Origin of the sequence: Mesorhizobium sp. M2A.F.Ca.ET.039.01.1.1 (assembly GCF_003998035.1) — a bacterium.
GTDB lineage: Bacteria > Pseudomonadota > Alphaproteobacteria > Rhizobiales > Rhizobiaceae > Mesorhizobium.
Window position 1 is genome coordinate 1 of the sequence record NZ_RZRY01000154.1, and the last position, 11,133, is coordinate 11,133.

General features: G+C 63.9%; 8 protein-coding genes. 3 read left to right on the forward strand and 5 right to left on the reverse strand.

Annotated elements, in window-relative coordinates:
* Positions 1 to 471: 471 nt before the first annotated feature.
* The 3 genes from EOA24_RS14280 to EOA24_RS14290 all read right to left on the reverse strand — a co-directional run bounded on the left by EOA24_RS14280 (position 472) and on the right by EOA24_RS14290 (position 4,270).
* Entirely contained in the window at positions 472 to 2,544 is a 2,073-nt protein-coding gene (locus EOA24_RS14280) for a 3-hydroxyacyl-CoA dehydrogenase NAD-binding domain-containing protein (protein WP_126080544.1), read from the reverse strand.
* A gap of 481 nt (positions 2,545 to 3,025) precedes the next feature.
* Positions 3,026 to 3,616 (reverse strand): hypothetical protein, encoded by a 591-nt coding sequence (locus tag EOA24_RS14285; protein WP_126080545.1) that lies wholly within the window; start codon positions 3,614 to 3,616, stop codon positions 3,026 to 3,028.
* Positions 3,617 to 3,661: 45 nt separating this feature from the next.
* The gene (locus EOA24_RS14290) at positions 3,662 to 4,270 is read right to left on the reverse strand and encodes a TetR/AcrR family transcriptional regulator (RefSeq protein ID WP_126080546.1); all 609 of its coding nucleotides are present in this window, start codon (positions 4,268 to 4,270) and stop codon (positions 3,662 to 3,664) included.
* A 78-nt stretch (positions 4,271 to 4,348) separates the two neighbouring features.
* Between EOA24_RS14290 and EOA24_RS14295 the strand changes: the two genes are divergently transcribed.
* Both EOA24_RS14295 and EOA24_RS14300 read left to right on the forward strand, forming a co-directional pair.
* Complete coding sequence (locus EOA24_RS14295; protein WP_126080547.1) at positions 4,349 to 5,632, forward strand: MFS transporter; 1,284 nt, start codon at positions 4,349 to 4,351, stop codon at positions 5,630 to 5,632.
* 296 nt (positions 5,633 to 5,928) lie between these two features.
* Complete coding sequence (locus EOA24_RS14300; RefSeq protein WP_126080548.1) at positions 5,929 to 7,503, forward strand: alkaline phosphatase; 1,575 nt, start codon at positions 5,929 to 5,931, stop codon at positions 7,501 to 7,503.
* Between the two features lie 225 nt (positions 7,504 to 7,728).
* On the opposite strand, the gene EOA24_RS14310 is transcribed toward EOA24_RS14300, so the two are convergent.
* The gene (locus tag EOA24_RS14310) at positions 7,729 to 8,010 is read right to left on the reverse strand and encodes a hypothetical protein (RefSeq protein ID WP_126083653.1); all 282 of its coding nucleotides are present in this window, start codon (positions 8,008 to 8,010) and stop codon (positions 7,729 to 7,731) included.
* A 201-nt stretch (positions 8,011 to 8,211) separates the two neighbouring features.
* Between EOA24_RS14310 and typA the strand changes: the two genes are divergently transcribed.
* Positions 8,212 to 10,041, forward strand: a complete 1,830-nt coding sequence (gene typA, locus EOA24_RS14315; protein WP_126080549.1) for a translational GTPase TypA — start codon at positions 8,212 to 8,214, stop codon at positions 10,039 to 10,041.
* Positions 10,042 to 10,090: 49 nt separating this feature from the next.
* Here typA and EOA24_RS14320 read toward each other — a convergent pair whose 3' ends face one another.
* Positions 10,091 to 10,717, reverse strand: coding sequence for a DUF1062 domain-containing protein (locus tag EOA24_RS14320; protein ID WP_126080550.1), 627 nt, complete (start codon positions 10,715 to 10,717; stop codon positions 10,091 to 10,093).
* Positions 10,718 to 11,133 lie beyond the last annotated feature (416 nt).

Here is an 11,133-nt window from a genome sequence, read left to right on the forward strand (position 1 = left end):
TCCCACGGCTCCTCGATCGGCGTGGCGAAGATCGCCGCCACCTTCAGCTTCTTGTCCTTGGCGAAGGCCGCGCTGGGCAGCACGGTGGCCGCGAGGCCGAGCGCGCCAAGTTCCAGCAGGTTGCGCCGCGACAGGCCGGCGCGTTGCGTTTTGCTACGGTCGTTTTCCATGAAGTGCCCCTCTGTTCGACAGCCGTGTCGAGCCGGCCGTTCCAAAAATGTCAGACGCCGGGGACTATGGAACGGTGGGTGAGATTTGTCCACATGGTCAAATTTGGTTGCGCTTTCGCGTTCGTCATCCACGGGCGGGGCAAGGAGCGAAGCGACGCGCGCAGACCCGAGGATCCGCTCCTCAACGGCGCAGAACCAGCAACGGCTGCGCCAATGCCTGTTCTGCACCGTCGCATTCTTCGCTTGAAGTTCCGGCATGGATTCCAGGGTCTACGCTTCGCTTCGCCCTGGAATGACGAAGTTACGGGGCGCCGCCCGCGCCCTCCCACGATCCCGTCTCGGCAAACCTTTTCAACGCCGGCGCCGGCTCGAAAATCGCCCGTCCGGTCCGCCGGTGCCAATACTCCAGGCGCTCGACGATCTTGCCCGCGCCCGCAAGCCCGGCCCAGAACATCGGTCCGCCCTTGCCGATGGGAAAGCCGTAGCCGTTGACCCAGACGACATCGATGTCGGACGCGCGGGCTGCTACCCCCTCCTCGAGAATCCGCGCACCTTCGTTGACCAAGGGATAAAGCGTGCGCTCGATGATTTCCTCCGCGCCGATCTCACGCCGGGCAATTCCAAGCTCCGCCGCCTTGGCGCGGATCAGTGCCTCCACATCCGGGTCCGCGACCGGCTCCCGCGCGCCGCTCTCATAGCGGTACCACCCACTTCCGGTCTTCTGACCGAAGTGACCCTGTTCGCACAGCGTATCAGCAATCACCGCCGTCTGGCCACGCGCCTTGCGGTTGCGCCAGCCGATGTCGAGGCCGGCGAGGTCGCCCATCTGGAACGGTCCCATCGGCCAGCCGAAATCGGTGAATGCCTTGTCGACCTGGGCAGGGGTGGCACCTTCCAGCAGCAGCGCTTCGTTCTCCGCCCCGCGCGCGGACAGCATCCGGTTGCCGACAAAACCGTGGCAGACGCCGACGACGACCGCGACCTTGCCGATGCGCCGGGCGAGATCAGTGACCGTCGCCAGCACCTCGGGCGCGGTCTTTTCGGCTCGCACGATCTCCAGGAGCTTCATGATGTTAGCCGGCGAAAAGAAATGCATGCCGAGCACGTCTTGCGGCCGTGACGTCGAGGCGGCGATTTCGTTCACGTCGAGATAGGAGGTGTTGGTGGCGAGGATGGCGCCGGGCCTGGCGATGGTATCGAGCTTGCCGAACACCTCCTGCTTGACGACCATGTCCTCGAACACGGCCTCGATGATCAGGTCGCAATCGGCAAGGTCGGCATAGTCGGTGCTGCCCTTGAACAGTTCGAGGCGCTTCTGCTTGGCCTCCTCCGTCAAAGAACCGCGGCTGACCGATACGGCATAGTTCTTCTCGATCGTCGCCAGCCCGCGCCCCAGCGCCTCATCGCTGGTCTCGAGCAAGGTCACCGGCAGGCCGCCATTGGCGAAGGCCATGGCGATGCCGCCGCCCATCGTGCCGGCGCCGATTATGCCGACGCGTTCGAGCCGACGCTTCTGCAGGTCCTTGCCGGGCACCTTCGCCGCCTCGCGCTCGGCGAAGAACAGATGCCGCTGCGCGCGCGACTGATCGCCGGCAACGAGCTTTTGGAAAAGCTGCCGTTCGGCGGCAAGCGCTGCGTCGAAAGACAAGGTGATGGCGTTGCGCACGGCCTCGGCGCAGGCGATTGGCGCTTCGAGGCCGCGCGCCTTCCTGGCGAGGTCAGCGGCCTGGGCGTCGAAGGTGGCAAGATCGGTCTCGGCGAGGCGGTCCTTGCGCTCACGCACCGGCACGAAGGGGCCGCCTCGGTTAGTCATTTCGTGGGCGAAACGAACGGCCTCCGCCGGCAGATCGCGGTCGACGACCGCGTCGACAAGCCCCGCCTTCGCCTCGCCGGCCGAAATCGGCGTTCCGGAAACGATCATGGCGAGCGCCTTCGCGGCGCCCACAAGGCGCGGCAGCCGCACCGTGCCGCCGCCGCCCGGCAAGAGACCGAGTTTTACTTCGGGCAGGCCGAGCTTGGCGCCGCGATCGGCGATGCGGAAATGGCAGCCGAGCGCCAGTTCCAGCCCGCCGCCGAGCGCCGTGCCGTGGATGGCGGCAACTGTCGGCTTGGGAATCGTTTCAAGCAAGGCGATGATGGCGCGTAGTTCCGGCTGCTGGACCGGCTTGCCGAATTCGGTGATGTCTGCGCCGGCGACGAAAGTGCGCCCGGCGCAGGCTATGACGATCGCCTTGGCGGCAGGATCGTCGCGTAGCGCGGCAAGCGCCTCATAGAGCGGCTTGCGGACATGAAAACTCAGCGCATTGACCGGCGGATTGTCGATGGTGACCACCGCCACGCCGTTGTCATTCGTGACGCTGACAGAACTGGACAAGCGGAACCTCCCGAGACCGGCTGCAATCGGAACACGGGTTTACTAGGCCGGCCCGTGAATGGAAACCCGAACCAGACTTGGCGCAATGGTTAGTTGAGAGCGGCTGGTTTCCCGACAAAGGGATTTTGAAAGGTTGGCTGCGTTTTGCGTTGGCAGGCGGTATGCGTTGGAGATTGGCAGAAACGTCCATCGCGATCGTCATTCCAGGGCGGAGCAGGAGCGAAGCTCCGTCGCGAAGACCCTGGAATCCATGCCGTTACCTTGATCCAAGAGCGCAGCGGAGCAGAATTCTGCACCGTGAGAGGCGCGCCTGCATAACGGCATGGATTCTATGGTCTGCGCCGCGTCGCATCGCTCCTTGCTCCGCCATAGAATGACGAAGTTGGGGCGGCTGCAGCCAATCCCCGGCGTTTGCGCTGATTTTCACGGGCGGCGGAAAATCGACACCAAGACAAACTTTCAAAAGCCCTGTGCAGCGCCACTAGTTATCCACCCGGCCGAAGGGCGGCACGTCGCCGATCACTTCGCGCTTGTCCTTGCCGCAGACGAAGGTCTTGGCTTTCTCATCCGCCAGCTTGCGCGCCTGATCGTTGGCCTGTGGGTTGCCGGTGGCCAAAACCAGGCCGACGGTGCAGCCCTGATGCTCTTCCGGTTGCGCGACCTTGGCGACGACCAGCACGTCGGTCGATTCCTTGTCGTCCTCGGGGTTGCTGACCGAGCGGCGATGGATGGCGGCGAAAGGGATGGCGATGTCGCCATTGGTCTCGATGCGCCATTCCACTTTCGGGCCTGAGCCGTTGAAGGCAGTGAAGCTCTCCCAGACCGCGGTCATGTCGTCGGACGGAAAGCCGTAATAGACGGATTCGCGCGCGTCGTCGTAGCCGATCAGCACCGGGTAGCCGCGATAGCCTGAGCAGACGAGGCTCGCCCAGTCGCCGTCGCCTTCCGCGGCCTGGGCATAGGTCACGCAGTCCTTCTTCGAATCGAGATCGGTGTAGGCGCTGGAGATGTCGCCGGCCTGGGCCGCCTGGCAGAAACCGGCAAGCGCAAGCGGGATCAGAAGGGCACGCATCGATGGCAACTCCGTTTCGAGCTGCCGGAAGCGTAACGCCGTCCGCTATTTCTTCAAGCTGGCTTCGATCAAGAGGTCGGCGTTGCGGGCGACCGACGCCGCCGGTCCGCCATGGCCGAAAAGCTGGCCGCTGATATAGGCGCCCTCGATGAGCAGCAGCAGCCCGTCGCCCAGCGTGTCGGAATCCGCCGCACCCATCGCGGCGGCCATGGCGCGCAGGCGCCGGCGCAATTCCTGCTTGTTGTTTTCGCTGACGATGCGGGCCGGGTGACCACGCTCAGGATATTCCACCGCCGCGTTGGTCATGCCGCAGCCGCGATAGTCCGGCTTTTGCGTGCGTTTGCCGACGCGGGTCAGGAAGGCGATGATCTGGGCGCGCTGATTGCCGGGATGTGCGTCCACCGCCTCGTCGAAGCGTTCCCAGAATTCGAGGTCGTATTTGCGCAGATAGGAGGCGGCGAGCTCATCCTTGGACGGGAAACTGCGATAGAGGCTGGGCTTTGTGACGCCGGCGCGCCTGACGATCTCGTCGACGCCGATCGCCCTGATGCCCTCGCGGTAGAACAGGTCGCGCGCCACGTCGAGAATCTTGTCGGCGGCCCTCGGGGCGGGGGCCGTGTTCAACGACGCTTCAATTTTATTGTCCGATGGCATGCAGACGACTCGCTTGACAATGTTACTGACCGGTACGTATGTATGGTGCCATCCCATTGCAACGTACCGGTCAGTAACATGATAGCTCAATCCCGTCCGTTTGGCCAGCGCTACGCCTTCGTCGTTGTCGCGGTCATCTTTCTTTGTCTTTTGATTGCAGCAGGGCTTCGTTCAGCGCCGTCAGTCATGATGCTGCCGCTGGAAGAGAGCTTCGGCTGGCGGCGCGACATCGTCTCGCTGGCTGCCGCGATTGGCATCTTCCTCTATGGTCTGACCGGACCGTTTGCCGCGGCGTTGATGGAGCGGATCGGGCTGCGCCGCACGCTGCTTGCCGCGCTGATGATCATGTCGGGCTCCACCGCGCTCAGCCTGCTGATGACCAAGCCGTGGCATCTGCTGATCACCTGGGGAGTGTTTTCAGGCATCGGTTCGGGCGCGGTCGCGACCGTGCTCGGCGCAACAATCGTCAACCGTTGGTTCAAGACCAATCGCGGCCTGGTGATGGGGTTGATGTCCGCCTCCAGCGCTACCGGCCTGCTGGTGTTCTTGCCGCTGCTTGCCTCGCTGGCCCAGTCGGGAGGTTGGAAGCCAGTCGCCATAGCGATCGCGATCGCCACCGCTGCTCTCGTGCCGCTGGTCTTTCTGCTGGTGCCGGAACGCCCGGCCTCGATCGGTCAGGTGCGCTATGGCGCCGATGCCGACGACGTGCCGCCGGTGTCGCCCGCATCGCAGGGCAATTTCCTGGCGCATACGCTGAACACGCTGCGCCGCGCCGCCGGCACACGGGTGTTCTGGTATCTCTTCGCCACCTTCTTCGTCTGCGGCTTCACCACCAACGGCCTCGTCGGCACGCATCTTATCGCCTTTTGCGGCGACATGGGCATCGGGGAGGTGCAGGCGGCCGGGCTGTTGTCGATGATGGGTATTTTCGACCTGATCGGCACCACCCTGTCCGGCTGGCTCACCGACCGTTTCGATCCGCGCAAGCTGCTCGGCGTCTACTATGCCGTGCGCGGCCTGTCGCTGATCTATCTGCCTTATTCCGGCTTCTCGGCGACCAGCCTGATCATCTTCGCCGTGCTCTACGGGCTCGACTGGATCGCCACCGTGCCGCCGACGCTCCGGCTCGCCAACGAAGCCTTCGGCGACCGTAGCGGGCCGATCGTGTTCGGCTGGATCGTCGCCGGCCACCAAGTGGGCGCAGCGGCGGCTGCAGCCTTCGGCGGCACGATGCGCGAGTTGCAGGGCAATTACGAACTGGCCTTCCTGATCGCCGGCATGACGGGCATCGCGGCGGCCTGTATCTCGCTGCTGATCAATACGACCAAGCCGGCATTCGAGCCGGAGCCGCAGGCGGCTTGAGCTGCCAATCTCACCCCTTGTGGGGGAGATGCCCGGCAGGGCAGAGGGGGGCGCTGTCCCGCCGACTTGTCAGTTGAATTGCAGCCAATCAAAGCCGTCGGCCAGAAGCTCGAACAGGCCGTTCCTGAGAAGTTGGCGATCCTTCGCGCCCCCCTCTGGCCTGCCGGCCATCTTCCCCACAAGGGGGGAGATCAGCAGTTCTGTCGACTGTTATCAAAACTTCATGGTTCCGAGACACGCCTGAAACATTGAGGCGAGAGCTTGGCGGTCCCGTTCAAAGCCATCCGGAGACAGCCATGGACAAGCTTTCCCTTACCCGCCGCGCTTTCGTCACCTCGGCCAGCGCCTTCGGCCTTGTCGGCGCCTCCGGTCTGGCGCTGCCCTATTATTCCCGCGCCAGCCAGCGGCCGGCCTTCACGCATGGCGTGCAGTCCGGCGACGTCGACGCCACGTCCGGCATGGTGTGGACGCGCACCGACCGGCCCGCGCGCGTTATGTATGAAGTGTCGACCACCGAAAGTTTTGCAAACGCCACAAGGCTCGCGCCGCTCGATACGTCGCCGGCCAGCGACTGCACGGTGAAGCGGCTGCTCACCGATCTCGCCTCCGACCAGGACATCTTCTACCGCATGATCGCGGCCGACCTGTCCGACATCAACGCCGTCTCCGAGCCGATCGTCGGCCGTTTCCGCACCGCGCCGTCCTCGAAGCGCGACGTGCGCTTCGCCTGGTCAGGCGACACCGCCGGCCAGGGCTGGGGCATCGACGAGACCGGCATGAAGACCTATTCGACCATCGCCAAGCACACGCCGGACTTCTTCCTGCATTCGGGCGACACGATCTATGCCGACGGCGCGCTGAAGGACGAGGTCGACCTGCCCGGCGGCGGCAAGTGGAAGAACGTTGTCATGCTCGACGGCAAGCGCAAGGTCGCCGAGACGCTGGACGAATATCGCGACCAGTGGAAATACAACATGATGGACAAGCATGTGCTTGCCCTCTCGGCCATCTGCCCGACCTTCTACCAATGGGACGACCACGAGGTGCTCAACAACTGGTCGGACTCGAAGGACCTCAGCAAGGACGACCGCTACAAGGAAAAGTCGATCCATGTGCTGGCGGCCAGGGCCGCGCGCGCCTTCCATGAGATGACCACCATCCGTTACGAGCCGTCGGAGCCGGGCCGCGTCTACCGCAAGATCTCGCATGGGCCGCTGCTCGACGTGTTCTTCCTCGACATGCGCTCCTATCGCGGCCCGAACGGCGCCAACCTGGATGAAACGCTGACGCCGAAGTCGCGCATGATCGGCGAAGAGCAGTCCAAGTGGCTGAAGCGCGAGCTGGCAAACTCGAAGGCGACGTGGAAGGTCATCGCCGCCGACATGCCGCTCGGCCTCGTCGTCTGGGACGACGCGGCGAAGAAGGCCGGCTTCGAGGCCGTCAGCAACAACGACAACGGCAAGCCGAAGGGGCGCGAGCTCGAATTCGCCGATGTGCTGCGCTTCATCAAGACTGCCGGCATCACCAACACCGTCTGGCTCACCGCCGACGTGCACTACACGGCGGCGCATTACTACAACCCCGGCAAGGCGCAGTTCCAGGATTTCAATCCGTTCTGGGAATTCGTGTCCGGCCCGATCCATGCCGGCACCTTCGGCCCCAACGACCTCGACATGACCTTCGGGCCGGAGCTGAAATTCATCAAGGCGCCGACCGCCGAGCAGGGCCAGAACCTGCCGCCGTCGGCCGGCCTGCAGTTCTTCGGGCTGGTCGATATTTCGGGTGCGACGGAGCAGCTCACGGTGCGGCTGATGGATCGCGACGACAACGAGCTTTACAAGGTGACGCTGGACCCGGTGCGATCGGCTTGAAGTGAAAGTTGGAACCGTCGGCGGGACAGCGCCCCCCTCTGACCTGCCGGCCATCTCCCCCACTTGGGGGGAGATCAGCAGCTTTGGCGCCTCGCTCCTTCGGCAACGTCGGCGATTGGCGAAATCAAACGCGACAGCCAACTCCATCAAGTGGGACTCAAGTGGGGGAGATGTCCGGTAGGACAGGGGGCGCGAAGGATCGCTACGTTTGCGGTATTGAGAGCGTCAATCCGGATAACAAGCGCGCGGAATGTTCGGCCAGACCGCGGTGTCGCAATTGGCATCCTTCTGGCGCTGCTTGAAGGCGGCGCTGACCGGGCCGGTGACGATCGGGTCGACGCCGTCGGGGGCATCGGCGAACATCTGCTGCGCCGTTTGGGCATCGGGCGGCGAGATCGGATCGGCTTGCCTGAGCGCAGCCGCGGACTGCGCGGCGCCCGCCGCGACGAGCAGGCCAAGCGCCGCCCACGCGAAAACCGGACGCAATCTGGACATCTGATCGGTCATGAACATGAAATCGCCCGGCCCCTCAAAGGTTCCGCCTTGGTTAACAGAATCATTTCACACCAAGACGTTTAAGAATCAGTGACCATTATTTGGGGTCGGGCCTCCCCTTTCGCAAATGCGAAAAACCTTGTATGAGCCGCGCAACCGAAAAAGGCGGCGCTTGTTAAGCCTGCCGCCTGCAACGTTCCCGAGACCAGAAAAATGAACCTCCGAAATATCGCGATCATCGCGCACGTCGACCATGGCAAAACCACGCTGGTCGATCAGCTTCTGAAACAGTCCGGAGCCTTCCGCGACAACCAGCGCGTCGCCGAACGCGCCATGGATTCCAACGACCTCGAAAAAGAGCGGGGCATCACCATCCTGGCCAAGGCGACCTCGGTCGACTGGCACGGCACCCGCATCAACATCGTCGACACGCCCGGACACGCCGATTTCGGCGGCGAGGTGGAGCGCATCCTGTCGATGGTGGATTCGGCGATCGTGCTCGTCGACGCCGCCGAAGGACCTATGCCGCAGACCAAGTTCGTCGTCGGCAAGGCGCTTAAGGTGGGCTTGCGGCCCATCGTCGTCATCAACAAGATCGACCGTCCGGACGCCCGTCATGTCGAGGTGGTCAACGAGGTGTTCGACCTCTTCGCCGCGCTTGACGCCACCGACGAGCAGCTCGATTTCCCGATCCTCTACGGCTCGGGCCGCGATGGCTGGGTGTCGGAAAACCCCAAAGGTCCGAAGGACCAGGGCCTGGCGCCGCTGTTCGACCTCGTCGTCAAGCACGTGCCGGCGCCGACGGTCCATCCAGGCCCGTTCCGGATGATCGGCACCATCCTGGAAGCCAATCCGTTCCTTGGCCGCATCATCACCGGCCGCATCGAGTCCGGCACGCTGAAGGCCAACCAGCCGGTCAAGGTGCTGCATCATGACGGCACCCAGATCGAAACCGGCCGCGTCTCAAAAATTCTTGCCTTCCGCGGCCTCGAGCGCCAGCCGATCGACGAAGCCCAGGCCGGAGACATTGTCGCCATCGCCGGCCTGTCCAAAGGCACCGTCGCCGACACGTTCTGCGACCCGCAGGTGAGCGAGCCGCTGCATGCGCAGCCGATCGACCCGCCGACGGTCACCATGTCCTTCCTCGTCAATGACAGCCCGCTTGCCGGCACCGAGGGCGATAAGGTGACCAGCCGCGTCATCCGCGACCGCCTGCTGCGCGAGGCCGAGGGCAATGTCGCGCTGAAGATCGAGGAATCGGCCGAAAAGGACTCCTTCTTCGTGTCCGGCCGCGGCGAATTGCAGCTCGCGGTGCTGATCGAGACGATGCGCCGCGAAGGCTTCGAGCTTGCCGTGTCGCGTCCGCGCGTCGTCATGCAGAAGGGCGAGAACGGCGAATTGCTGGAGCCGGTCGAGGAAGTCGTCATCGACGTCGACGAGGAGCATGCCGGCGTCGTCGTGCAAAAAATGTCGGAGCGCAAGGCCGAGATGGTCGAGCTGCGTCCGTCCGGCGGCAATCGCCAGCGCCTCGTCTTCCATGCGCCGACGCGCGGCCTGATCGGCTACCAGTCGGAACTGTTGACCGACACGCGCGGCACCGCGGTGATGAACCGGCTGTTCTTCGCCTATGAGCCTTACAAGGGCGAGCTGCCCGGCCGCACCAATGGCGTCTTGATCTCCAACGAGCAGGGCGAGTCGGTCGCCTACGCCATGTGGAACCTGGAAGACCGCGGCCCGATGATCATCGATCCGGGCGTCAAGGTCTATCAGGGCATGATCATCGGCATCCATTCGCGCGACAACGACCTCGAAGTGAATGTGCTCAAGGGCAAGAAGCTCACCAACATCCGCGCCGCCGGCAAGGACGAGGCGGTGAAGCTGACGCCGCCGATCCGCATGACGCTGGAGCGGGCTCTCGCCTGGATCCAGGACGACGAGCTGGTCGAGGTGACGCCGAAGACCATCCGGCTGCGCAAGCTCTATCTCGACCCGAACGAGCGCAAGCGTTTCGAGAAGGCCGCCAAGGTGATGGGCGCGGCATAAGCTTTCAGCCAAAGGTTCGAAGAGGGAGCGTGTGCTCCCTCTTTTCGTTTCAGCGGCACGCGGCCGACAGGATGGCGCGGCAATCCGCCTCGTCGGCTAGACCGATGCGCACCGCCAGGCCGTCCCGAACCGGCTTGCGCAAGGCTTTCGCGCCATCCGGTTCCATGGTCAGTCGCCTTCGGTCGTCCAGGGCCTGGAGTCTTGACCGCGAAAGGCCGAGCTCGCCGGCAAGCAGGCGGTCCAGCCGCAAAGGCGTCGTCCCCTCCAGCCGAAGCTCGAGCGCGAGGGCGTTGGCGTGTCCCGGCTCTCCGTCGAGCGGCTCCTTTCGAACCGTGACATCGGGAGATTCCTCGACCCGTCCGGCTCGGTTGCGCAGCGGGGCGGCATCAAAGGCATGGCGGCGCGCAAGCGCCGGATCGTTGCTTTCGAGCGCTGCCAGCAGCGCCGGCTCGATATCGTGGCGGTTTTGTCGTTCCAGGATGGTGAAATTCCAGGAGTTTTCGCAGCCGCTGCAGCGATAGATCAGCCAGACGTCGATGCGCTTGCCATTGGCATTGACGCGGAATTTCTCGCTGCATTTGTATGGTCTGAAGCCGCCGCAGCGGTTGCAGTTGATGAAAGGTCGTGGCGCGATTGCGGGCGCGATCGTCCAGAGGACACGCAAGGTAGAAGACATGCCGGTAGGCCCTTCCCGTCGGGAAGTCCGTCAGGCCGGCAATGTCCGAGATGCCCTTCATGGGCAGGGCGTGGCGAAAGACTGTGTTGTCTGGAAATCAAGCGTCGGCGCGATAGCACTCGACGGCGGTTCAGCAATGCCAAACCGGTCTCGAACCGCCGCCTGAAGAACACGTGAAAATGGAGCAGGCGGCGCCAATGGCCGCGCCTGCGGTGCATTCAGAGGAGTTGGCGAGACCGGCGGTTACTGAGGCAAAGTGATGCTCGAAAATGGATGTCGGGCGGGTCTTCTAGCTGTGAGCTTTCGGGAGGTTGTCCATTCGGACCGGACCGAGGAGACTGGAGTTACCACGCTTCAGCATCCATCGGAGGATCCGAATGAACATCCATAAGAATGCCCGTCTCACACCGCTGCGT